Source organism: Adhaeretor mobilis (assembly GCF_007741515.1).
GTDB classification, from domain to species: Bacteria; Planctomycetota; Planctomycetia; order Pirellulales; family Lacipirellulaceae; genus Adhaeretor; species Adhaeretor mobilis.
Map to the genome: position 1 here is coordinate 2,216,208 of NZ_CP036263.1, position 22,995 is coordinate 2,239,202.

The 22,995-nt window shown below is 56.4% G+C and carries 19 protein-coding genes; 7 read left to right on the top strand and 12 right to left on the bottom strand.

Features of this window, described 5'->3' with window-relative positions:
- Window positions 1–164: 164 nt before the first annotated feature.
- Together HG15A2_RS08655 and HG15A2_RS08660 are read right to left on the bottom strand one after the other, a co-directional pair.
- On the bottom strand, window positions 165–746 hold the full coding sequence (locus tag HG15A2_RS08655; protein ID WP_145059707.1) for a DJ-1/PfpI family protein: 582 nt from the start codon (window positions 744–746) through the stop codon (window positions 165–167).
- A 102-nt stretch (window positions 747–848) separates the two neighbouring features.
- Entirely contained in the window at window positions 849–1,256 is a 408-nt protein-coding gene (locus tag HG15A2_RS08660) for an acyl-CoA thioesterase (RefSeq protein WP_145059709.1), read from the bottom strand.
- 247 nt (window positions 1,257–1,503) lie between these two features.
- On the opposite strand from HG15A2_RS08660, the gene HG15A2_RS08665 reads away from it, so the two are divergent.
- The 6 genes from HG15A2_RS08665 (at window position 1,504) to glgB (ending at window position 8,630) form a co-directional block, all read left to right on the top strand.
- Complete coding sequence (locus HG15A2_RS08665) at window positions 1,504–1,998, top strand: acetolactate synthase (RefSeq protein WP_145059711.1); 495 nt, start codon at window positions 1,504–1,506, stop codon at window positions 1,996–1,998.
- Window positions 1,999–2,185: 187 nt separating this feature from the next.
- Window positions 2,186–2,911, top strand: coding sequence for a hypothetical protein (locus tag HG15A2_RS08670; protein ID WP_145059712.1), 726 nt, complete (start codon window positions 2,186–2,188; stop codon window positions 2,909–2,911).
- Window positions 2,908–4,233, top strand: coding sequence for an HD domain-containing protein (locus HG15A2_RS08675; protein ID WP_145059714.1), 1,326 nt, complete (start codon window positions 2,908–2,910; stop codon window positions 4,231–4,233). Before HG15A2_RS08670 ends, HG15A2_RS08675 begins: the two co-directional genes overlap by 4 nt.
- Before the next feature lie 45 nt (window positions 4,234–4,278).
- Window positions 4,279–5,271: a YHYH protein gene (locus HG15A2_RS08680; protein ID WP_218932422.1), complete on the top strand. Its 993-nt coding sequence runs from the start codon at window positions 4,279–4,281 to the stop codon at window positions 5,269–5,271.
- 238 nt (window positions 5,272–5,509) lie between these two features.
- Window positions 5,510–6,274, top strand: coding sequence for an RNase H family protein (locus HG15A2_RS08685; protein WP_145059717.1), 765 nt, complete (start codon window positions 5,510–5,512; stop codon window positions 6,272–6,274).
- A 118-nt stretch (window positions 6,275–6,392) separates the two neighbouring features.
- Window positions 6,393–8,630, top strand: coding sequence for a 1,4-alpha-glucan branching protein GlgB (gene glgB / locus HG15A2_RS08690; RefSeq protein WP_145059719.1), 2,238 nt, complete (start codon window positions 6,393–6,395; stop codon window positions 8,628–8,630).
- A 137-nt stretch (window positions 8,631–8,767) separates the two neighbouring features.
- On the opposite strand, the gene HG15A2_RS08695 is transcribed toward glgB, so the two are convergent.
- Window positions 8,768–11,134: a hypothetical protein gene (locus HG15A2_RS08695; RefSeq protein WP_145059720.1), complete on the bottom strand. Its 2,367-nt coding sequence runs from the start codon at window positions 11,132–11,134 to the stop codon at window positions 8,768–8,770.
- Between the two features lie 478 nt (window positions 11,135–11,612).
- Here HG15A2_RS08695 and topA point away from each other — a divergent pair, with 478 nt between their 5' ends.
- A complete protein-coding gene (gene topA / locus HG15A2_RS08700) occupies window positions 11,613–14,378 on the top strand; it encodes a type I DNA topoisomerase (protein WP_145059721.1) in 2,766 nt (921 codons plus the stop codon).
- Between the two features lie 42 nt (window positions 14,379–14,420).
- On the opposite strand, the gene HG15A2_RS08705 is transcribed toward topA, so the two are convergent.
- The 9 genes from HG15A2_RS08705 to HG15A2_RS08745 all read right to left on the bottom strand — a co-directional run bounded on the left by HG15A2_RS08705 (window position 14,421) and on the right by HG15A2_RS08745 (window position 22,713).
- On the bottom strand, window positions 14,421–15,293 hold the full coding sequence (locus HG15A2_RS08705) for an EF-hand domain-containing protein (protein ID WP_145059723.1): 873 nt from the start codon (window positions 15,291–15,293) through the stop codon (window positions 14,421–14,423).
- 155 nt (window positions 15,294–15,448) lie between these two features.
- A complete protein-coding gene (gene acpS / locus HG15A2_RS08710) occupies window positions 15,449–15,841 on the bottom strand; it encodes a holo-ACP synthase (protein ID WP_145059724.1) in 393 nt (130 codons plus the stop codon).
- Between the two features lie 152 nt (window positions 15,842–15,993).
- Entirely contained in the window at window positions 15,994–16,962 is a 969-nt protein-coding gene (gene trpS / locus HG15A2_RS08715; protein ID WP_145059725.1) for a tryptophan--tRNA ligase, read from the bottom strand.
- Window positions 16,963–17,037: 75 nt separating this feature from the next.
- On the bottom strand, window positions 17,038–17,958 hold the full coding sequence (locus HG15A2_RS08720; RefSeq protein WP_145063980.1) for a dihydroorotate dehydrogenase: 921 nt from the start codon (window positions 17,956–17,958) through the stop codon (window positions 17,038–17,040).
- A gap of 527 nt (window positions 17,959–18,485) precedes the next feature.
- Entirely contained in the window at window positions 18,486–19,295 is an 810-nt protein-coding gene (locus HG15A2_RS08725) for a PEP-CTERM sorting domain-containing protein (RefSeq protein WP_145059726.1), read from the bottom strand.
- 300 nt (window positions 19,296–19,595) lie between these two features.
- Complete coding sequence (locus HG15A2_RS08730; protein ID WP_145059728.1) at window positions 19,596–19,814, bottom strand: hypothetical protein; 219 nt, start codon at window positions 19,812–19,814, stop codon at window positions 19,596–19,598.
- A gap of 224 nt (window positions 19,815–20,038) precedes the next feature.
- On the bottom strand, window positions 20,039–20,482 hold the full coding sequence (locus HG15A2_RS24520; RefSeq protein ID WP_145059729.1) for an HU family DNA-binding protein: 444 nt from the start codon (window positions 20,480–20,482) through the stop codon (window positions 20,039–20,041).
- Between the two features lie 604 nt (window positions 20,483–21,086).
- Window positions 21,087–21,533, bottom strand: a complete 447-nt coding sequence (locus tag HG15A2_RS08740) for a YkgJ family cysteine cluster protein (protein WP_145059730.1) — start codon at window positions 21,531–21,533, stop codon at window positions 21,087–21,089.
- 19 nt (window positions 21,534–21,552) lie between these two features.
- Window positions 21,553–22,713 (bottom strand): cysteine desulfurase, encoded by a 1,161-nt coding sequence (locus HG15A2_RS08745; protein ID WP_145059732.1) that lies wholly within the window; start codon window positions 22,711–22,713, stop codon window positions 21,553–21,555.
- Window positions 22,714–22,995 lie beyond the last annotated feature (282 nt).

Below are 22,995 nucleotides of genomic sequence, written 5' to 3' on the forward strand. Positions count from 1 at the left end.
TTTGAGTCCCGTACGCGGCATGGACTGCCTGCGTTCTTGAGGGCAGGGAAGCCCTCATTTATTGATCGAGTACGGAAGCAAGATTAATAGAACCCGGCGTTGGCAACGGATGCCAACGCCGGGTTTTTTTGGTTGTAGGAATCGGTTCCAAAAAGGCCGATCTCTTAAAGAGCGATGCCTAGCAGGCGCGCAAACTCACGCATCCAGTTCGCGTTGGCCGGCCATGCAGGGGCGGTCACCAGATGGCCATCTACATGCACGCTATCTAGTCCCTCGCTGGGCTCGACCCACACGGCGCCAGCCAGTTCTAACTCGGGCCGCAGCGTTGGGTACGCCTGGCACTTTTTTTCGCGCACCACGTTGGCTGCCGTCAAGACATAAGCCGCATGGCAGGTAGCCGCCAACGGTTTCTCGTGTTTTGCGAAATCGCGCACGATTTCCAGCACTCGCTCATCGAGTCGCAGGTACTCTGGAGAACGTCCGCCGGGAATGACGAGGCCGTCGTAATCGGCCTCTTTAACCGATTGCCAGTCCGTATTCACGGCAAAGTTATGGCCACGCTTTTCGCTATAAGTTTGCTCGCCCTCGAAATCGTGAATGGCCGTGGCGACCGTTTCGCCGGCTTTCTTGTCGGGGCAGGCCGTGTGAACGGCAACGCCAAGGGTCTCCAAGATCTGTTTTGGGACCATCGCTTCGTAGTCTTCGACATAGTCGCCGACGATCATCAATACCGTCTTATTGCTCATAAGTTACTCTAGGATTTCCATCTATACCCACAGAGCCCATTCTCTGAGGCACTGCTCCGTGTACCTCTGCGTCCTCTATGGTTCACTGAATTGTGGACTGTATTAAGAAGCCGGATCGCCACTTTCGACGTCCACGAAGAATATCTCCGGCATGCGGCGCATGTTGCCGTTCCTGTCGATGCAGGCGAGTGTGCTGACACCCTCAGCAAGCAACTCGTTGCCACGGAACACTTTGTAGTCATGTTCCAAGCGGGCCATGGTGATGTTGGTCACACTTGTGTGTATCCGCAGCCGATCGCCGAACAGGGCAGGGCGGTGGTAGCGGCAGGAGATGCTGTGGACGACCAGCAGAATGCCGTCACGTTCCAGGTCGGCGTACTCATGGCCGTAGGCTTTGAGCATTTCCACGCGGGCGAGTTCGAAATACTGAAAATAATTGGCGTGATGGACCACCCCTTGGCCGTCTGTTTCGTAATAGCGAACTTCCAGTTCAAATTCATGCTCGGCCATAGCGTCATCCTTCAGTAGTGGTAGTCTGCAAGTGGTGGCAGCTTCAAGGACACTGTATCGTAGATTATGCGAGTCCGTTCTCCTAGATACTGATTGCTTGAACTAGAGCTGCTGCCGTGAGATGCACTTCACGTTGCAGCGGCTACGCGGTGGGCTTATATTGTGTGCGACCCGCGGTTTGGGTAATTTAAGGCTGGCAATGTATTGCCGCAGTTCTAGCAAGCAGGCCGCCAAGGAGGATCATGCAATGTTGGGTTCTGATGAAGGCGAGGGAGTCGATCTACTCACCATGCGTGGGCGGGGCTATCCCTCTATCCGGCAGTTCACCGTCTTTCTTGAGAACCGCGTGGGCCAGCTCTTGGAAGTTGTCCGGCGGTTCGAAGGCAGTAGCGTGCGGATCGTGGCGCTGACGATTTCTGAATCCACTGAATACGCTGTCGCTCGATTCTTGCTGAGTGATCCTGAGCAAGGGCGCGAAGTACTAGAACGGGCTGGGCTACCGATTGTCGAGTCCGACCTCATTGGCGTGGAATTGCCCGATAGCCACCAACCGATGTTGCAGGTTTGTACCGCGCTGCTGCAGGCAGAGATTAACATCACGCAAGTCTATCCACTGCTGCCCGGCCCCAATGGACGTCCGGCGGTTGCCCTCATGGTAGACAATATTGACATGGCGTCCGATACGCTCGCCAACAAGGGATTCATCGCACTCACCGAAGACGATCTCAAAGCGTATGAGTAATGTCGTTTCAAGATTGAGCCGTACTCGCTAGCGTCGGGCACATCGGAGCAGCAGCGGAATCCTGGTGGTTTCGTGCTCGATTCCCCGGGCGCGTCGGTTGACTCAGCTCCCACTGCTGTCGAAACTAGGAGCTCCACTCTGAAACGCCTTCTCTACCCAGATCCCTTCTCTTCGCAGAGCCTACCTCATGCCGATTAATGTAATCTGCCCTAAATGTCATACACGCTTCAAGGTAGGCGATCAGCACGCTGGCAAGACGGGGGCATGCCCCAAGTGCAAAGGCCCCATCGAAATCCCTGCGGCCGGTGATGAGGTGATCATCCATGCGCCGGAGCTCGAAGCGGGCGCCAAGGATTCCAAAGGTCGCTCGGTTCTCAAGCCGATCGCTCGTACCGAGACGAAGCTCGGCATGAATATGCTAGTGGTGATCATCGGCACCGTAGTGATGACTCTCGCCATCGCACTGCTCGCCCGCTTTAGCGACCTGGGCGAGATGACTATCTACGTGCTCACTGCCGGGGCGATTCTGCTTGGGCCACCGATCGCGTACGCAGGCTACTCATTCCTGAAGGACGATGAACTAGGCAGCTACGAAGGCTCCGCACTCTACATCCGCTGTCTATCGTGCGGCTTGGTTTACGCATTACTGTGGGGCGTGTTCATTTTTGTGGGCGGTCAAATCTTTGACGAAGATTCTTGGCAGACAGGGCTAGAGATGGTGCCCCTGGTGGGGCTGACCGTGCCTATTATGCTCATGGGTACATTCGCCGCGTTTGTGTGTTTCGATCTCGAACCCTTTTCAGCCTTCTTTCACTACGCCCTCTACATAGTGGCAACCGCGCTGCTGCGGCTCATTATGGGGTTAACTCTGTTGCCTGGTATGGACTGGCCAAGTGGCATCTTGGGCTCATGAACGGCATCGATAAGATCCCGGAGGTTGTTGCGCTGCGGGGCGGAAGCAGCGTCATTCGTATTCCGCCCGAGACCGATGTGCCTGTCACACCACGCGTGCAACGCTTAATCGACACGGCACCTTTCCGCCGCTTGGCTTCGATCAGTCAGTTGGGTCTAGTAGGGCACGTTTACCCAGCTGCCCGGCATTCGCGATTCGAGCACTCCCTTGGCGTGTATCGCACGGCGTTGCAATTTCTTGACCGTCTGTGCCGCGACGAGCGTTTTTGCAAAGTGGTCGATGAGCCGATGGCAGAGCGTTTTCTGGTTGCCGCATTGTTGCACGACCTTGGACACTGGCCGTTTTGCCATCCGATTGAGGATATCGGACTGAAGAACCTGCCCAGCCATGAAGAAGCAGCGGCTACGCAATTGGAAGAAGCCGGTCTCACAAAGGCACTCAAAGAAGACTGGGGAATCAGCCCGGGCGAGATTCTGCATCTACTCAGCGGCAAGCCACGAAACGCGGCCGAGCGGACGGTAGGTAGTATGCTCAGCGGGCCGATTGACGTGGACAAGATCGACTACCTGCGCCGCGACAGCCTGCACGCGGGCGTGCCCTACGGGCAGAACTTCGACTCGCGACGGCTGATGCAAAGCCTGTGTATGAACGAGTCAGGCGAGAAAATCGCGATTTCCACGAAAGGGAAAACCGCTGCCGAGATGATGGTCTTTGCCCGCTATGTGATGTTCAGCGAGGTCTACTGGCACCATGCAGTACGTTCCGCCACTGCGATGTTGCAACGCGGGTACTACGAGGCCCGTGAACACGCCGCCCTGAAAAGCATGCTCACCCTGACCGACAGTTCCATGACTGATGCACTGCTGGCCGCGACGGCTGGCACGCCGAGCGAGGCGCTCATCGACGGCCTCTTCGGCCCCCAACGCCGTCTCTATAAGCGGGTCGCTCAATATAGCTCGTTCGATTCCCCCGAGCTATTTCAGAAAATTGCGCACCAGCCGTTCAGTGAGTTGGTGAAGTCTTCACAGCGATTGGCTGAGCGGCTTAGCAGCAAGCTGGGTTGCACGATCGAGCCGCACGAGTTGTTGATTGACGCTCCTCCGGTTGAGTTAGAGGTGCAGTTCGAAATGGAAGTCTTCGATGCGAAGTCAAATTCCTACCGGCGGTTAGGAGATATTTCGCCGGTCGTAAGGACGCTGGCGAAGGAGCAGTTCGATGATCACGTGAAAATGGTACGGCTGTTTGTTCATCCGCGGTTGGCGGAGGAGGTACGTGGCTGTGGGGATTTGCCGGAAATCCTGGGCGAGGTGGTGGAAGGTTAGCGTGAATGAATGCGAATACAATCTGCGAATTTCAGGAGAACCGAAATGACCAATTACTGCATACCTAGTTATCCCTTTTGGTGCCTGCTATTAGGCTCGGCAGTTCTAAGCCTCGGTTGTGGCCCCAAGGGGGAAACGGTTGCTCAGAAAGTCGTTCAGCCGGTCAACCCCGACCATTTCATTGCCGATAGCCTGATCGAGCCTATCAAGAAGGAAATGCGAACGCTTAGCGACGGCAGCAAAGCCGAGTGCTACGTCGTTACGACGAAGGCTGTTCCCTCGGATCACGAGATCGGCCCGTGGGCGCCCAAGCATGTGACCGACGGCAAGGAAAAGGGTGGCATTTGGATCAAGGACGGCCATGTCTACGATGTCTCTGGCGAATTCGTTGCTCACTTGGACGAGCTCTATGACGACCCGCAGTGGAATCTCGTGCGCGAAGATGGCAGTATCAAAGTCACCGACACCAAAGAAGCGTTTGATTTGGCCGCGCGACCCAACGTTGATCCTCGCTACCACAATCACGCTGTCGAGTGTCCCCCTGATGTTGTTGGGTGGAAGAGCAACCATAACGTTTACGTCATTCCTGTGAATCCCGTTTATCGGTCGATCGCGACCGATCCCCATCGAGTCGGCGACGGACATGGTCCTGTGGGGGTAGCGTTCAACGGCGTCAAGTACGATCCGCCAGCGCCCATTCACATGATCATCAAAGCTCACACGATCGCCCCGTTTGATCATTCAGGCGGACACGTCAATCCGCACGCCGGATATCACTACCATGCGGCCACTGGCAAAACCAAAGAGATCGAGCAAGCAGACGGTCACGCGCCGTTGATCGGCTACGCTTTGGACGGCTTTGGCATTTATGCCCACTTGGACGAAGACGAGAAAGAGCCCAAAGGCTTGGACGAGTGCAGCGGGCACTACGATGACGTTCGCGGTTACCACTATCACGTGAGCGCAGCAGGGAACAACCAGATCATCGGCGCTTTTCGCGGCATCGCTGGCTCAGCAAGCGTCGTCGAGCCTAAGTGAGCAGGCTAGCTGCTAGAGTGCCACTGCTGGCTTGCCCCAACAGTGGCACACGCGAGACCCGTCGGTAGGCCTTGCCGGAACTCGTTTCGCCCATTCCAGCCACATCTCCAACAACCGCCCGTCAACTTTTTGCTAGCATTTCACATGTTAATCTGGAGTGACTGCGCAAAGCGTGCCGATGTCTTCTTTTAGTCAAGGCGAGCGTCCTTGATGGTTACGCGACGGATTTGCGTCTCCGATGGATTGTCCCACTGCTGTTGCTCCCAGGGACTTGGTGAGCAAGGCGTATCCGCGAGACATCGCCAAACTTCCTCCCCCGGCTATGCAACTCGCCAGACTGGGCGAAACACCGATGATGACCTCCCCGACGCATTACCTGCTCTTCTCCGAAGCGAGTCGAGATGAACAAGACGTAGCCATTTGGAGGTTTGTCCTTCAGGACGTGCTGACCAATCGACGCTTCTCCGCCAATGGGGTCGAGTCTACGGCTTGTCCTGAGAGACTTGAGCTGTTAGCCGTCGTGCGAGCCTTAGAATCGCTCGACGGCCCTGCCAGAGTGACACTAGTCACTAAGAGCCGCTACGTGAGCCGAGGCCTCAAGCGAGGCCTGCCCCAATGGCGAGAGCGGCAGTGGAAGTGGGAACGCTTCGGTAAGCTGCGCCCGGTGCGCGACGACGACTTGTGGCGGCGAGTGGACGGTGCCCTCAAGTTCCATGACATGGATTGCCGACTTTGGCAGTTCGGCACTGCATTCGATGCGGCGGGTGAACAGGCCCCAGAACAGGCCGCTACAACCAGCACTGAGACGACAGCCAAGACGCCCCAATACAAGATCGCCGCGAGCGTCGCTGGAGAAGTCCCGGTACGAAATCGCAGGACTCGGCGTCAGAGGCGGATCGACTCGCCTCATAGCCCAGGACTCGTGGTGGCTGCTAAAGAGCGATTGCGAAGGGCCTCGGAGAGCCTCGGATCAATCGCAACCTCAAGCATGGCAGCGAATTAGGGAATATTCAAGCCAATACACTTCAGGAGCTCGGTGCGGGCGTTTTGTCCCTCCGAGCCGATTTTCAGCAGCATTGACGCTGCTTTTCCAGTACAACAAGCATTCAGGATAAGTCGTCGTGCATACTCAAGTTGACGTTAGCGCTCTCGGATCAGTGATTCACGGGTACAACGCGAATCCGCACGCCGTGTTGGGGCCTCACGAGGTCACCGAGGGAGGACGGCAGGCCCTGGCGGTACGAACCTTCCAACCCGATGCCCAGCAGATGTGGCTGGTCGATCCCCACGAGGGCTGCTCGCAGCCTATGCGGCGCATCCATCCCGCGGGGATTTTCGAGGCAATAACCTCGCCAGAAATCAACAATCAAGCACTTGGACTCAATTACCAACTCAAAGCTATGAAGAATTCCGGCAAACAAGAGACCTCGCACGACCCCTACGCGTTCCCGCCCCTGCTCACGGATTACGATCTGTACCTGTTGGGCGAAGGTCGCCACTGGCAGAGTTACGACAAACTTGGTGCCCATCTGCGCGAAATAGACGGCGTCAAAGGCGTGAACTTCGCCGTCTGGGCCCCGAATGCCGAGAGTATCAGCATCATCGGCGAGTTCAACGACTGGGACCGCCGCAAGCATGCCATGCGGAAGCATATCCCCACGGGCGTCTGGGAGCTATTCCTGCCGGGTGTCGATGTGGGGCTGCTTTACAAGTACTCGCTCAAGAACAATGGGAACATCCTGGAGAAGTGCGACCCCTACGGCTTTGCCGCAGAAGTTCCGCCCCGCACAGCCAATATCGTCACATCGCTCGACGACTACCAATGGGGTGACAAGGAGTGGATCGACACGCGTGCCGAAGGTGCCAACGCTCTCGACGCGCCACAGTCGATCTACGAAGTTCACTTAGGCAGTTGGCGAAAGAATCACGAGGGCACAGGCAATGGCGACGGCCAGTGGATGAACTACCGCGACCTAGCCCACCAGTTGGTTGACTACTGCAAAGAGTTGGGCTACACGCATCTTGAGTTGATGCCCATTAGCGAGCACCCATTTACGGGTAGTTGGGGTTATCAAACGGTCGGCTACTATGCCGCCACCAGTCGCTATGGCACGCCTGAAGACTTCATGTACTTTGTCGATCACTGCCATCAGAATGGCATCGGCGTGCTCATCGACTGGGTTCCTGCTCACTTTCCAAAAGATGGCCACGGGCTAGCAAATTTCGATGGCACGGCCCTCTACGAGCATGCCGACCCACGCCAGGGCGAGCATCCTGACTGGGGCACCAAGGTATTCAACTACGGACGCAACGAGGTCCGCAACTTCCTGACCTCCAATGCACTGTTTTGGCTCGACAAGTACCACATCGATGGGCTGCGTGTGGATGCGGTCGCCTCGATGCTCTACCTCGACTACAGCCGAGAAGATGGTGATTGGGTCCCGAACCAATACGGCGGCCGCGAGAACCTGGAAGCGATTTCGCTGCTCAAGGAATTCAACGAGCAGTGTCACTTGCAGCATCCGGGCACGCTGACCATTGCCGAGGAATCAACTGCCTGGGGTGGCGTCTCGCGACCGACCTACGTGGGTGGATTGGGCTTTAGCCTCAAGTGGAACATGGGCTGGATGAACGACACGCTGCAATTCATGCGGCACGAGCCAATCCACCGCCAGTACCATCACGACGAGCTAACCTTCTCGTTGATCTACGCCTTCACGGAAAACTTCACTCTGCCGTTCTCGCATGACGAAGTGGTCCACGGCAAGGGCTCGATGCTCGACCAAATGCCTGGCGATCTCTGGCAACGTTTTGCGAACCTGCGATTGTTGTACGGCTACCAGTGGACGCATCCCGGCAAGAAGCTGATGTTCATGGGCGGCGAGATTGCCCAGTGGGAGGAGTGGGACTGCAACAGTGAGCTGCAATGGGACCTCTTGGAGTGGGAAACCCATCAGGGCGTGCAGAAGCTCGTGGGCGATTTGAACCGGGTGTATCGTGAGGAAAAGTCGCTGCACGAAGTCGATTTCGAGCACACTGGCTTCGAATGGCTCGACAGTCATAATCATGCCGACAGCATCTTGGCCTACGTGCGGCGTGCGAAGGACCCCAACGATTTCACCGTCGTAATCCACAACTTCACGCCTGTGGTGCGAGAGAATTATCGCATTGGTGTTCCCTCAGGCGGATGGTATCGTGAGATTCTCAATACCGACTCAGCGTACTACGGCGGCAGCAACGTGGGCAACTACCCAGGTGTGACCGCCGACGACATGGAAAGCCACAGCCGACCATTCTCGCTAGAACTAACACTGCCGCCGCTCTCGACGATCGTCTTGAAGCCTGATAATCAGGGGTAGGCGATGGGGCCGTTAGCCGACGACCTTGGTCGCCGCGGGTGATCCAACCTGTTGGGGACTCCACGTCGAGCAAGCTCGGCGGCTAACGGTGACGTTGCACGTGTGGCTCGTTTCCCGGCAAAGTATGAGTTTTTCTGCTACTCGCGTTCGTTCGCCTGTTCCATCCACTCTTCGTTGAATTCGAACCCGATGCGTTCTTTGATTCGCTCTTGAACACTACTGGTGAACTTTTGGCGATCGGCCTGCAGCATGGAGTTCTGGCCCAACCAGCTATTTGCTTCGATCAGGTACATACTGCGAAGCTGGTCTTGGGTTCGCTCACGGCCGTGGATCTTAACCACGTACGCTGCTGAGTGGTCGTGATTCATCGTGGCAGCGGCTTTTTCGTCTTTTAACGAGAAGACGGTTTCCATGAACTCTTCACCGGCGTTCTCGATGCCCGGTACCTCGCTAATCACCGGGGGGCGTCTACCGGCCGTGTTGGGCTGGAATGTCAACCACGCGAACGGGTCGGTGGTTTCTACGGCAATCTTCTTAGAGTCAAAGAACTCGAAGAAAGTTTCTTCCGACTTCTCGTAAGCTGCGGCCAATTCGTCGGCTTTAGCCTCGGCCAGTTTCATTGCCTCGTTGCGTTTCCAGGCATCTAGGACCTCTTCACGAACGTCTGCGAATACGGGTTCCTCGCGTAGTTCTTCCTCGACGCGTACCACGAGGTAGAAGTTGCTATACATTGGCTGGCTGGTTTGCTCGCTCGTCATGATCGGCTCGTAGAGATCCGAGCCATTGAAAGCAAACAGGGCTACCGGGCGTTGCTCGCCAGACACCTCACGACTAGGTCCGACCAGCGTATTCTCTGCCAGCTCGGCCTGGGTCATCATGGCGAGCTTCTCGAACTCAAGGTCGTACTTTTCACCTAGCGGCTTCATGTTTTTCAGAAGCGATGGAACCTCGGGCGGGTCTTCGCCTTTTTCTTCAGCGGTCACTCGGGCAATGCCGTAGGAAATGAATTGATTGGAGAGCTCTTGCTCCGCATTCTCCATGGCGGTTTGCACCGCCTCCGCTGCTTTGACACCAGCTAGATATTCGCGAATTTCGTTTCGCAGTTTATTGTCGAGTGCCACATATTCCGTGGGTCCATAGCGGCCGTCGCCCTGTTCAGTGTCGCCCTCTGTGGTTTCAACGTCGTCGCTAACTTCTTCAGTTTCCGAGGTATCAGAGCCTGATTCCACGGTTGTCTCTTCGACTACTTCCTCTTCCTCCTCCTCTTCTTCGCTCACGGATTCATCAGTAGCAGTCTCTATGGTTTCTGTGACTGTCTCCTCGGCTTCGGACTCGTCTGTGACCGTTTCGCCGGAAGTCGTTTCCTCAGATACGGTTGTGGTCTCTTCGGCGTCTGACTCCTCTTCAATTTCTTCAGATTCTTCCGCTTCAGATTCCTCGGACACACTCTCTGGCTTGTCTTCGCCGTCGCTATCGGCTTCGTCTACATTAGGCATGGCGACATCTTCTTCGGAAGCTTCGTCTTCGGAAGAGTCCTCAGAGGTTTCCTCTTCTTCGTCGTCGCTGCCTGCGGGCTTCACAAATTGCAAGTCTTTGTTGTCCTCGTAGAACTTTTCGACATCTTTGTCGGAAACTTCGTCCAGGAACTTTTTACGCCAATCCACGGGGCTCGCTTTGAGCGTATGCAGGCGCACCCGCGGTGCGGAGGCGAAGCCCGGCTCGCGGGCTGGCATGATGCGGCCCTGCACCGAGTCGCGTACATTGGAGTTGCGATCCTTGTACTGCTCGAAGTAATCCTTCAATTGACGATCAGTCGGCTCCGGCACATCGGCCAGAAAGTCCTCAATTGGCAGGACAGCAGCTTGTACGGAGACTTGCTCGTTCACCCGCCGCCAATTGTCCCAGCGATCTACTGGCAGCATGACGAGCGAGGGATCTTCGTAGCTCTTACGGAAATGGTAGCTGAGAAGTAACTTTTGCAACGTGGAGTACACCACTTTTTCTGTAGTCCGCCCGCGCCCACGGCCTAGGCTTTCGAAGATTTCCTTAATGCGATCGCTGTCCGCACGACCACGACTCCAATGCTGGATATACTGCGTGACCATACCGGGGGTGACCGAGAGTCCTGCTTTCTGAGCCACTTCACTCATCACTTCCAAATCAATAGCCTGCCCCTGCATTTGGATGGCGGGCATGCCCTCGACGTTCATTAGAAATATCGGTTGAGGCGGAGACTGTTGTTCTTCAACTTCCGTGGTGGTGAAGTAGACGCGACGCAGGAATTCGTTGGTGATATTTCGTTGCTCGACGAGGTTTTGCAGCCTGTTTTCATCGATGCTGCCCTCATCCCAAGTGGCCACCACCTGGTTTGTCGCACCTCGCCCACCGCTCGAACCGCTACCGTCTAGCGCGCTGGCGAACACAAAAATAATCATGCAAAGCACGGCCGCGATGGCCATAAAAACCTTCTGGTGCTTGCGGAAAATACCAAACGAGCTCGCCATGTGAGCATCCTAATTTGAAAAATCTGGTCGGGCGAAGGGTTGACAATTCGCACCGCAGCTAAGTATTGATTGATCAGTCCGGTTTACGATGCAAGCTTGCTCATAGAGCTGGCTTAGCTTGGTGCCGGTAATCGCGTGATTCTAGGTGAGATTGACGTAAATGCAATCCCAATCAGTAGTGTGGGCGATTTCAGAAGTCTCGAATAGTGGCTTCTAGGTCCAATTTGGTGCCTCGATAGTTGCTCGCACGAGCACTGTTGGCCTGAAAGGCATCGCGATTCGATTGTGAGCGAACGCTCATATGGTTTAGACCGATGACGCAAGCTAGGGTGACTTCCCTCACGAAAGCAGCCCTGCCAATCAGATAATACTGAGAGCAGCCAGATAACAGATAACACAAACATGGGCAGCAAACTAAGCCAACGCAGAACATAGCAGAGCACTCCCTAAGACCCTCAGCACACCCCTCCCAATAGTTATGGCGAAGAAAAAAGAAGCATCCTCCGGCCAAGCGCTTGTGATCGTAGAATCACCGGCTAAGGCGCGCACCATTGGCAAGTTCCTGGGCAAGGGGTACCGCGTGGAAGCGAGTATCGGCCACGTGCGAGATCTGCCCCAAGGCGCCGCCCAAATTCCCGCCAAATACAAGGGAGAGAAGTGGGCCAGTCTAGGCGTAAATGTGCACGATGGCTTCAAGCCCATTTACGTCGTGCCGCCGGGCAAGACCAAACACATTAAGATGCTCAAGGATGAACTGAAGAAATCCAGCGCTTTGTACCTCGCGACAGATGAAGATCGCGAAGGGGAAGCCATTAGTTGGCATCTGCTGGAATTGCTCAAGCCCAAAGTTCCGGTACATCGACTCGTATTCCACGAGATCACCAAGAGCGCCATCGACGAAGCTCTCGCCGAGCCGCGCGAGGTAGACCAAGGCCTAGTGCAAGCTCAGGAAACTCGTCGCATTCTTGATCGGCTGTTCGGTTACGAAGTCTCGCCGCTATTGTGGCGAAAAGTGAAGCCACGGCTATCTGCCGGCCGTGTGCAAAGCGTCGCCGTGCGGTTGATCGTTCAACGCGAACGCGAACGCATGGCGTTTGTGTCGGGTAGTTGGTGGGATTTGCTTGGCACTTTCGCCAAGAGCGACAAGCAACAACTGGAAACGACGCTCGTCTCGGTGGACGGCAAGAAAATCCCTGCCGGTAAGGATTTCGATTCCAACACTGGCAAGCTGAAGTCGGACGACTTCCATCACATGGACGCGGCAGCTGCTCAAAGTTTGGCCGAGAAAATCCGCAGTGGTGAGTTCCGTGTCACTAAGGTCGAAGAAAAGCCTTACAGTACGAAGCCCTATGCGCCGTTCACGACAAGCACACTCCAACAAGAGTGCAATCGTAAACTCAACTTCACGGCACGTCGCACGATGCAGGTGGCGCAAAGCCTGTACGAAAACGGTCACATCACTTACATGCGTACTGACTCGACCAACCTTGCGAAGGTTGCTATCGAGGATGCCCGCAAACTGGTGGACGAAACCTACGGCAAGGACTACTTGCCTGCAGAGCCACGGATCTACAAAGGCAAGGTCAAGAACGCTCAGGAAGCTCATGAAGCGATTCGCCCAGCCGGCCACCCGTTCAGCTTGCCGGAAGCGATGAAGAGCAAGCTCAACACGGATGAGTTCCGTCTGTTCGACCTCATCTGGAAACGGACGATCGCCAGTCAGATGTCGGACTCTCGCGGCCGCAGGATTGCGATCACCATCGAGGGCGAAGGCTGCAAGTTCACCGTTAGCGGCAAGACGATTGATTTCCCCGGATACTTGCGAGCTTACGTCGAGGGCTCTGACGATCCCAACGCGGTGCTTGCCGATCAGGAAAAAGTCTTGCCAAGCGTGGAAGAAGGCGAACTGCTGAGCTGTGTGAACCTGGAAGCCAAAGAGCATATCACCCAGCCGCCCGGCCGTTACAGCGAAGCGTCGCTTACCAAGGCGCTTGAAGAACGAGGCATCGGTCGCCCGAGTACCTACGCGTCGATTATCGATACGATTCAAGCACGCAATTACGTGTTCAAGAAGGCCAGCGCGTTGGTGCCCACCTGGGTGGCATTCTCGGTGGTTCGCTTGCTGGAAGATCACCTCGGCGGGCTCGTGGACTATCAGTTCACCGCTCAGATGGAGGACGACCTCGACTCGATCAGTCGTGGCGAAGAGAAGCAGCTGCAATATTTGGAGAATTTCTACTTCGGCAACGGCAAGCCGGGCCTCAAGAAGCAGTTAGAGAATAAGATCGACGAGATCGATCCGGCCGCAATCAGTCGTATTTACATCGGCAAACCGGAAGATGGCGAAGACATCTACGTGCGCGTGGGTCGCTACTCGCCGTACATCGAACAGGGCGATCGGACCGCCTCGTTGGTGGAAGATACTTGCCCCGATGAGGTCACCATCGAGATGGCTCTCAAGCTGCTCGACCAAGCTCAGTTGGCTGACGAGCCGATGGGCGTGTGCCCAGAAACCAAAAAGCCGGTTTACCTGAAGACAGGTCGTTTCGGGCCCTACATCCAACGTGGTGACCCCGACAACGAGGACGAGAAGCCGCAGAACGCGTCACTGCTCAAAGGCATGGAGCCTGAGAGCATCGATCTCGAAACAGCGCTCAAGCTGCTCACCCTGCCACGCGACTTAGGCAACCATGCCGTGGTGCCGCCGGTGAAGGACAAAGAAGGCAAAGAAAAGCCTGACACACGCAGTGGCCAGCCGATTCTAGCGCACAACGGACGGTATGGACCGTATGTGAAGTGTGGCGACGAGACTCGCTCACTCCCTGAGGGCATTTCCCCGCTGGACGTGACATTCGAAAAAGCGGTCGAGTTGCTCTCCCAACCCAAAACACGTGGCCGCGGTGCAGCTAAGAAACCGCCTCTGAAAGTGTACGATAAGCCTTCGCCAGTAACTGAAAAACCGGTGCAGATTCTCGACGGTCGCTTCGGCCCTTACATCACCGACGGCACAACCAATATCTCACTGCGTAAGGGCATGATGCCTGAGGAAATTACTTTCGACGAAGCGGTGGACCTGCTCGCCGAAAAGGCCGCCAAGGGACCTGCCCCGAAGAAAAAGAAGAAAGCCAAAAAGAAAGCTGCCAAGAAGAAATCGACGACCAAGAAAAAGACTCCTGCTAAGAAAAAGTCGACGACCAAGAAGAAGGGAACAACTAAGAAAAAGGGAACGAAGAAGGGGACCTAACGGCCCCCTCCCCCGTTGTAATTCGTTGGTTGCAGCAAGCGGTCACTCGGGGCGACGCTGACGACCCTCACGGCCCTCAGGACCCCCTGCACCACGCCCACCACCCTCTGCTCCGCGGCGTCGCTGCCCCATTTTCTCCATGGCGGCTCCTAATTCGGCTGCGTCGAGAGAACCATCGCCATTGGTGTCGCTACCTTGCAGCATCTGGCGCATCCTCTCAGGCACTTCATCTGGAGTGAGGCGACCATCGTTGTTGCTATCGCTACGTTGGATCATTTGCTCAGCCGCCTGACCACGATCACCGCCTCCTTGTCCTCCCCGCTGACCTCCTCGTCCGCCGCCGCGTCCGCCTTGAGCTTCTGCGATGGCAGCAAGCTCTTCGGCGTCGATCGCCTTGTCGCCATTTTTATCGCCGCCTTGGAGCATCGGTAGCAACTGCTCCGGGACTTCGTTCGGTGTGAGCTTGCCGTCACCGTTCTTGTCGTTCTCCATCATACGCGTGACAAATTGCTGTGGATCGCCGCCACGCCCGCCGCGCCTGCCTGGACCACCTTCGGGCGTAACCTCGGCTAGCGTGATCGTGCCGTCTTTGTCTTTGTCTAGCTTCTTGAGTGCCGCTGCCGCTTTGCGAAGCTCAACCGCTGAAATCTCCCCATCGCTGTTCAAGTCGAGCGCTTCGAAGATCAGATTCTGGGGACGGCCACGACCTCGGAATTCCCCCCCTCGGGGGCCTCCTTCGCCGCGACGTTCTCGTCCCGCTCCCTCCTCATAGGTTCCACCAGGACGATCACCAGGACCCCTGCGGTTGGATTCGCCAAATTCGTCGTCCCGCGACGGTGGCTGAGCAACGGCACCTTGGATAGCCAAGAGTGTGATTGCAAGGAAAGCAGTAGCACTTAATGTAATGATTCGCATGTTCTTTCGACTCCACAGGACTCGTAGGAGGGGGAGTTGGCGCACGCCAGCGGCGTATCTGTAGGCGATTCTAACCCTGCGGCGCTGGGAGAGTTCCGCGAACTCCCAAAATTCTTTGAGAATTATTCCTCACGCCCCACCAAGTAAGACCGCCTCTAAATGCCCGGCGCTCCTTCGGCCACGGCCTGTGCGGTGGCATAGTGGCGGCTATGGGAAATGCTGATGTGCATGGTCTCGATACCCAATTTATCGGCCACTTCTCGAGCTCCGCCGTAAAGGCGAATGGTTGGCCCGCCGCTGCTGAGGTTTCGCACTTCCACATCACGCCAACTGATGCCTTGCCGCCAACCCGTGCCCAGCGCCTTGAGCACTGCCTCCTTGGCGGCCCAGCGCCCTGAGTAGTGCTGCAAGGCGGCCTTCTTGGTGACGCAGTAGTTGATCTCGTGCTCGGTGAATACGCGTGTGATGAACAATTCGCCGTGCCGCTCGATCATTCTGCCGATGCGGCCGCATTCGGTGATGTCGGTTCCGATGCCAATGATTGCCATGAGAAATCGATGATTGACGATTTGCGATTGAAGACTGAATCCACCCCCTAGCCCCCGGCGCAAGCCGCGGGGTTGGAAGCGGAATCATTTCTGTTGTTCGAACCCCACGGCTTGCGCCGGGGGCTAGGGGATGTGGTTTGTTTCCTTTGCGACTAACTCAGTTTGAGGCCGCAGGCTTCTTGGGCTCTGTGCAGCACTTCGCCCGCTTTGGCACGTGCTTTCTTCGCTCCATCGGCAAGTACATCTCGCACATCGTCGGGGCGAGACTCCCAATCTTGGCGACTTTCTCGGGCTGCGCCAAAGTATTGGTTTGCTGCTGCCACGATCGACTTTTTCACGTCTCCATAACCAAAGCCACCTTTACGGTACATGGCGGCCATCTCCTCGCGTTCGGCATCCGTCGCCACCAGCGAATACAGTTGGTACAGCACGTCGCCTTCAGGTTCTTTGGAGTCCTCCATCGGACGCGAATCACTGGCGATTCGCATGATCTTTTTCTTTTGCGGACCTAGCTCCTCAAACACTTCCAGGGTGTTGTCGTAGCTCTTGCTCATTTTCTCACCATCGAGACCCGGCACTTTGGCAGAGCCGTCGAGCAGTTGCGGCTTCGGCATCGTAAACACTTCGCCGAACTTGTGATTGAAACTACCGGCGAGGTCACGGCAGACTTCGATATGCTGCACCTGATCTTCCCCCACGGGCACAACATCGGCATCGTAAGCCAGAATGTCAGCTGCCATGAGCACAGGGTAGGTGAACAGTCCCGCGTCGGCTGCCATACCCTTTGCCTTCTTGTCTTTGTAGGCGTGGCAGCGTTCCAGCAAGCCCATTGGTGTGCCGGTCATCAGCAACCAGCACAGCTCGCTTACCTCAGGAACGTCGGACTGCACGAACAAAATCGCCCGAGCCGGATCGAGTCCTAAAGCCAACAAGTCGAGAGCCGCATCGTAGGTGAGTTGGCTCAGATGTTCCTTGTCGCGAATCGTGGTGAGCGCGTGCAGGTTGGCGATGAAGTAGTACGCTTCGTCCTCGTCCTGCAGGGCGATGTACTGTTGGATAGCTCCGAAGTAGTTACCCCAGTGAAATCGGCCGGTGGGTTGGATGCCGCTAAGTACGCGCATGGTGGGATTTTAGATTTATGATTGAAAATTGATGATTGTTTTGATGTTAGCCGCGGTCGTCCCGACCATGTTTTATTAGACCCGAAGCGTGCCAACAATTTCAGCGACGCTCTTCGCACCAAGTTCCGCCAGCGCTGCGGGCAGAGCATCGAGCAAAGTCATCGACACGGTTGGATTGTAGAAGTTCACAGTCCCGAGTTGAACCGCTGAGGCGCCAGTAACCAGGAACTCCATCATATCGTCCAACGTGGCGATGCCGCCGATGCCGATGATCGGCGTATCAACTACCTGGGCGGCTTGGTAAACGCAACGCAAAGCGATGGGCTTGATCGCCGGGCCGCTGAGCCCGCCGATGACGTTACCCAGCATGGGTTTTCTTCCGCGCCAATCGACGGCCATGCCTTGGCAAGTGTTGATAAGGGAGAGGGCGTCTGCCCCGGCAGCTGAAGCGGCACGGGCCATGTCCTGGATGCTGGTGACGTTGGGCGTGAGTTTGGCAAGGATCGGCAACTCGCACGCTCCGCGGCAGGCTGCTACGAGCTGCTCGCACATGTTTGGATCGGTACCGAAGTCGACTCCGCCGGAAACATTGGGGCAAGAGATGTTGAGTTCAATCGCAGCCACACCCGGCACACCGTCCAGTTGCTGGCACATTTCAACAAATTCATCTTGGGTGCGTCCGGCAATGCTCACGACGATGGCAGTGCCCAACGTGGTCAAGTAAGGCTGATGGTTTTCGAGAAAGGCGTCGATGCCGTCGTTGTCGAGCCCAATTGAGTTGAGCATGCCCGCGGCAGTTTCGATGGTGCGCCAAGGAGCGTTGCCTTGTCGCTCCTGTTTGGTGACCGTCTTGGGGAGAATGCCTCCCAGACGTGAGAGGTCGACCAGATGGGCCATTTCCCGCGCATAGCCAAACGTGCCCGATGCGACCATGACAGGGTTAGTCAGGTGCAAGCGCCCGAGCTGGACGGACAGATCAACCTCGGGTGGTGCGATAGAGTTCGTGTTTTCGATGGCCGTGTTCAAAAATTCAATCCAAGTTCAGTGTCTGTGTCGTCAACCGACCTTTGCTTTTTGCACGTAAGTTGTGTTTTTGTGAGCAAAAGTCCCCGAAACTATGTGTGCGCATTGTTTGTTAATGCTGGCCGAATAACGACTTATGGCAAATGGCCCACGAGTGCTCCGGCGACTTTTGCTCAGCTGTAGTCGCCGCCGAGCAAAACTCTGCGGTACGAGTCCGTCTTCCAGTGCATGGGCAGAATGCGCCGGAGCGAGCTAATTTAGCACACCAATTCTAACAGATTTGCTGGCTGAAATCGCGTGGGAAAGTAGCTCGGCCTTCCAGGCTGAGTAGGGTTGATGTGCCGCTCTAATCAGCTGAGCCACTGTGCTAGGCAAGACTCCTGACCTTGTTGTTAAGCGAACCTGTGGTGCTCAGGCCGGAGGCACCGAGCTACAGCGCACAGAAGCAGCCAACGGTTTGCGTACCGCTGGCTGCTCGTTGGTAACTCTCGGGTTTATGTTCAGACAGTGCGACGGCGACGGACCAGAGCCAGTGTGGCAATCGCCAGCAATGTGGCCGTTGTAGGTTCCGGTACGCTGACTGGGTTGGCTGCGGTGAGCCCGGTGGCGTCGGCGAAGCTGGCAGTGAATGTATTCTCAGCATTCGCAAGGCCACTGCGGCGGACGCTCGTGCTGAGGCCGGCTATGACGTAGAAGTTGTCTCCGGGATTCACGGTGAAGACCAGTTCGCCGGGCTCGCTATGATCGCCCACCGTGTTGATGTACGTGCTAGTCATGCCCAGATGCTGTTCCTCCGGGACGACTTCGAAGAAAAGGGTTCCGAAATCGGTGTAGAATTCGACATTCGTGCCGAGGTAGGCACCGACTCGCGCGGTTGCGCTGGCTTCGCCGGTTCCTGGGTCAACCACAGCGTCGAGCATGTAGTTGAGCGTGATCTCTTTGGGACCCGCTCCTTCGTAGGTAAAGCCCTGAATTCCGGAGGCGCTAGCTCCGCCGCCACCGCTGGGGCTAGCCTGCGCGTACGCTTTGAGTACTGGGAGGTAAGTGTCTGCAGCGCTATAGTAGCCCGAAGCTCGCATGGTGCCGTAGGTACTCTCTGAGACACTAGCCGCAGGAGCAAACTCGCCCCCATCGTTGGCAAACTCAACCGCGCCGCTGCAGTAGCTGGGGCAATTTTGGTAGTTCGAAGCGCCAGCCCGCACGCCGAAGCCCGAAGTGATCGGTCCCGAAGGGCCCACTTGGGCTGGTGCAGGAACTGCCAATAGGACTGATGTGGCGAGGGACAGTGTGAGACATCGCAAGGTGGGCATGGAGCAATCCTGGAGAGATTTAGAGGGAGGGGTAGAGGCAGGAATCGTTGCAAGCCTTGAGCGTTTGCAATCAATTTTTATCGAGTCTCACACGGCTGAGATCTAGCGTCAAGTGATAGTCGGTGCTTATGCATTCAGCCGTATCGAGTTGTGGCGAGTTGTTGGTCTGCCGGTCCTGGCTTGCGGCCAGCGCACAGAAGCAGCCAACGGTTTGCGTACCGCTGGCTGCTCGTAGACTACATGGTTGGGCAACACGGATCGGGCCAACAGGGCCCGACTGTGGCATGACTTAGCTACCTGCTAGATAATGCCGCCGTGCGTGCTGTGTGGCGTCAGGTGCGTCGGCTGGTCGAGGAACCAGATGCGTTCCCATTCGTCCAGGAAGGCACGCAGATTTTCTGACGTGTAGAAGAGCTGCTTGCCGCGTCGGACTGGATCGCCACTATAGATGGGGATCATGCAGCCAACATTGCTGGCAAGCGAAATGGCAACGAGAGTTGAAAGGATCCATTTTCTCATCTTGGTAGCTCCTCCTTGAGCTGCGTAAACCAAACTCACGTCAATGCGACTTAAGTCTAGTGCTGGTCTCTGCTTAGCGAGCCTGTGGCCCATTCTGCTTGTACATGTCTCGTTGCTGTCAGAAAGCTGAGGATCAGCCGCCGGGCGCTAGACCACGGTTCTGACCTCTCCTCGACACCAAAACCGGACGCTAACGCGTTGCGGCTGATTTCTGTTAACTCTGCTCAGGTTGCTGAGCGTGATTCTGCTTCGTAAGCACTTGCCCCACCTAGGGTTCCGTTCGCTGAGGGTGCTCCGTTGGCCGAAGGGCCGGGCGTTGTTGGACTGGTTGGCCCTGTGGCGGCATTCTCTTGGGCGACCGCTGCGGCTGCTTGTTCGTTGGCTTTGCGTTCGAGTTCGCGAACGCGTTCTTCCATCTCCTTGCCGGGCTTAAAAGTCACGACAAACTTCTCTGGCACAAACACTTTCTCGCCGGTGCGAGGGTTCCGTGCCTTGCGAGCAGCCCTCTTTTTCACTTCAAACACGCCGAAGTTGCGAAGTTCGATCCGTTCGTCCTGGACGAGCGTGTCGACAATCGCATCAAAGGTCTTCTGGACGATTTCCTTCGTCTTCAATTGGGTCAAACCGATCTCTTCTGAGATGGTCTTTACGATCTCTTTTTTAGTCACGACGAAGGTCCCCCTAGAGCACGAATCAGTGCGGGCGGGGCAGGCGAATGAGCCCCGGATTGTGTCCGCCTCAATTGCTCCAAGTGTAATTGGGGTAAGCATTAGTGTCAAGAAATGGCCCTTCGCTGGCACTCAGGGAAACACCCCTGAGACGCCTTTGATGGGCCCTCTTGGACTCTCTGACAGCAAGTTTTCAAAGATCATCCCGGGACGACTCTTGCCGATCATTGCTCGCTTGAATCCGCGAGCAGCAGCGTAGCAGGATATCCCGTACTGAAGGGCATCGACCCGGAAAGGCAGCAAACTTCATCTAATCCGCAAAAACTACCAAAATCGCTAGTTGTCGAGGATTTTTGCCGTTCGGAGTGCTAGCAGATGGCTGCCACCTAAGTACCGAATCGTTCGCCCACGAGCTTGCCCGCCGTGGAGTTTATAGCGGTTTTCCAGGTCGACAGCGTGGAATATCGAGTCTGCAGATTGAATGATTGGCGGAGGATTGCCGGAACTGGCAATCGCGCGGCGAGCACGGTATTTGCAAAATTGGCGTCGGCTAACGGTAGCGTTAGAGCGTGTGCAAGCTTTTTCTGGAGCTTCCTAAGCACCCTCAGACGTGCACCACTGCCGCTTCGCTCTGAATGTGCTCTAGAGAGTAGAGCTTGCCTTTGCCGGCCCCTGGGCAAGCCTCGCAGGTTTCCTGCCAGGTCTCAGGCGATTTGAGGTTCGAATCCCAGAAGGGCCACGTACGGCATTGGCGAGGGCGGGTTGCATAAACCTCGCACTTGCGGGTTTCGGCATCAAGAAATACGCAGTCGTAGCTCACGGGTAGCTCTTTGAGACTGCGGCGGATTCCGATGTTGCGGACATAGCGCCGCTCGAATTCCTTGGGAGACAGTTCCAACTCGCCCGCCATGGCGTCGATCTCCGCCTGATTGAGCCAAACGTACCCAGGCGAGCCGGTGCAGCAGTCGCCGCAGCCGGTGCATTTGAATTTCAAGCCGTCGGCGAACCAGGGCTGCTCGTTTGATTTGTTGGTGCTCTTGGCTTTGCCCATGCGTGTGACTTCTCTGGAGTTACGTTCCGACGACTGCCGCGATGACGGCAAGCGCGGCTTCGACTTGCTGGGGAGTGGTTGCCCAGCCGATGGATAGTCGCACCGTTCCGCCTGTCTCGTGCGTGCCGATCGCCTGGTGCATGCGTGGGGCACAGTGCAGGCCTGCGCGACATTGCAAACTGGCGGCGGCATCCACTGCGGCTGCCAGTTCTTGTGGATCATACGCTTCGGCAGTGAAGCTCACAACGCCCACCCGCGACATGCCGGCTGGCGGGCCATAGACTCTTACGCCAGGGATTGCTTCTAACCCGGTGAGCAATTGCTTTGTGAGTTCCTGCTCGTGGGCGGCGATTCTTTCTGTTCCTTCGCTGATTAGGAATTCGGTGGCAGCGCCTAAACCGGCAATCGCGGGCACGTTGAGATTCCCAGCTTCGTAGCGCTCGGGCATCTGGTCGGGTTGCTGTTTCGATTGGCTATCGACGCCGGTGCCGCCTTGGCGTGTGGGATTGAGCCTCGTCTCAATTCCTTCGCGAACGTAGAGGATGCCAGTACCGAGCGGTCCGAGTAGACCCTTATGCCCGCTAGTTGCGAGGAGGTCGATGCCGAGCGCTTCGACATCGATTGAAACGTGCCCAGCGGTTTGGGCGGCATCGACTAGGAGTAGGGCGCGGGAGTTCTTGACGATTGCGGCAATCGCTTTCAGCGGTTGCAGTGCACCGGTGACATTCGAGGCGTGCGTCACGACGACGAGATCGGTGCTGTCGTCGATCGTACTTTCTAGCTGTTTGAGATCGAGGTAGCCTTGCTCGTCGCAGTTGACGAATTCGACCGACACGCCGAGTTGCTCCTCAGCGGAAGCAAGTGGCCTAAGCACCGAGTTGTGTTCTGCGACCGTCGTGACTACATGATCACGTTTGCGGAGAATCCCGTGCATTGCCAGATTCAGTGCATCGGTTCCGTTGGCGGTGAAGACGATGCGGTCGGGATCACGGGCGCCGAGTAGCTTTGCACAACCTCGACGAGCGGCGCTGACGATGCGCTGAGCTTCCACGGCAGCGGTGTAACCGCCTCGTCCTGCCGCTGCGCCGACTTCTCGCTGGTAGCGATCAATCGTCGCGTACACGCAATCCGGCTTGGGCCAGCTGGTGGCGGCGTTGTCGAAGTAGAGGCGGTTGGACATGGGTGAAGATTCTGTTAGTTGCACATACAGTCGCGAACGTATGGGGCCAAGAGACCGGGTAGCCGCGACACTTCGTCCGGATTGTAGGTCGCCTATTCTAGCGGCTCGCTCGGACAAGTGTCGGGGCCGCCTGCGGCAAGAGGTCTAAAAACACTACACTCAATCTTCGAATCCTCTTGTGCTGCGCACACCGACTCTTCTCCCTTGCAGCATTCCACAAAAAAGTGAAGCGAAACGAGGAGAAAGTGTCGGTGCTACCCAACTTTCAAACTTGTATGTAAC

Coding starts and splice junctions, on each gene's coding strand:
- HG15A2_RS08655 (WP_145059707.1), bottom strand. CDS start 746: ATGAGCAATAAGACGGTATTGATGATCGTCGGCGACTATGTCGAAGAC.
- HG15A2_RS08660 (WP_145059709.1), bottom strand. CDS start 1,256: ATGGCCGAGCATGAATTTGAACTGGAAGTTCGCTATTACGAAACAGAC.
- HG15A2_RS08665 (WP_145059711.1), top strand. CDS start 1,504: ATGTTGGGTTCTGATGAAGGCGAGGGAGTCGATCTACTCACCATGCGT.
- HG15A2_RS08670 (WP_145059712.1), top strand. CDS start 2,186: ATGCCGATTAATGTAATCTGCCCTAAATGTCATACACGCTTCAAGGTA.
- HG15A2_RS08675 (WP_145059714.1), top strand. CDS start 2,908: ATGAACGGCATCGATAAGATCCCGGAGGTTGTTGCGCTGCGGGGCGGA.
- HG15A2_RS08680 (WP_218932422.1), top strand. CDS start 4,279: ATGACCAATTACTGCATACCTAGTTATCCCTTTTGGTGCCTGCTATTA.
- HG15A2_RS08685 (WP_145059717.1), top strand. CDS start 5,510: ATGGATTGTCCCACTGCTGTTGCTCCCAGGGACTTGGTGAGCAAGGCG.
- HG15A2_RS08695 (WP_145059720.1), bottom strand. CDS start 11,134: ATGGCGAGCTCGTTTGGTATTTTCCGCAAGCACCAGAAGGTTTTTATG.
- topA (WP_145059721.1), top strand. CDS start 11,613: ATGGCGAAGAAAAAAGAAGCATCCTCCGGCCAAGCGCTTGTGATCGTA.
- HG15A2_RS08705 (WP_145059723.1), bottom strand. CDS start 15,293: ATGCGAATCATTACATTAAGTGCTACTGCTTTCCTTGCAATCACACTC.
- acpS (WP_145059724.1), bottom strand. CDS start 15,841: ATGGCAATCATTGGCATCGGAACCGACATCACCGAATGCGGCCGCATC.
- trpS (WP_145059725.1), bottom strand. CDS start 16,962: ATGCGCGTACTTAGCGGCATCCAACCCACCGGCCGATTTCACTGGGGT.
- HG15A2_RS08725 (WP_145059726.1), bottom strand. CDS start 19,295: ATGCCCACCTTGCGATGTCTCACACTGTCCCTCGCCACATCAGTCCTA.
- HG15A2_RS08730 (WP_145059728.1), bottom strand. CDS start 19,814: ATGAGAAAATGGATCCTTTCAACTCTCGTTGCCATTTCGCTTGCCAGC.
- HG15A2_RS08740 (WP_145059730.1), bottom strand. CDS start 21,533: ATGGGCAAAGCCAAGAGCACCAACAAATCAAACGAGCAGCCCTGGTTC.
- HG15A2_RS08745 (WP_145059732.1), bottom strand. CDS start 22,713: ATGTCCAACCGCCTCTACTTCGACAACGCCGCCACCAGCTGGCCCAAG.